1 protein-coding gene is annotated in these 260 nt (G+C 68.5%); it reads right to left on the reverse strand.

What is annotated here, in order from left to right:
• A partial coding sequence (locus tag AC1RPR_RS08915) for a hypothetical protein (RefSeq protein WP_481763590.1) occupies positions 1–260 on the reverse strand: 260 nt, incomplete at both ends.

Here is a 260-nt window from a genome sequence, read left to right on the forward strand (position 1 = left end):
CTCCCAGCCGGTCGCGAAGATCGCGTCCGTGCCGTCGGCGACGCCCGCGGTCCTGTCCCAGATCCGGATCTCGCCGTCGAGGTGCGGGTAGGCCTCCGAGGCCTCGAGCATGTCGCGCACGACCTGCAGGTCGATCGCCGCATCGCTGGCGTTGTACAGGTACACGTCGCACCGGTGGCCGGCCTGCTCGGCGAACTTGATGAAGCGGAACAGGTTCTGATGGCCCCCGCTCTCCTTGCCGGGAGGGGACATGATCCACG

It is taken from the genome of Dellaglioa sp. CoH-57-MRSF-22 (genome assembly GCF_056781895.1).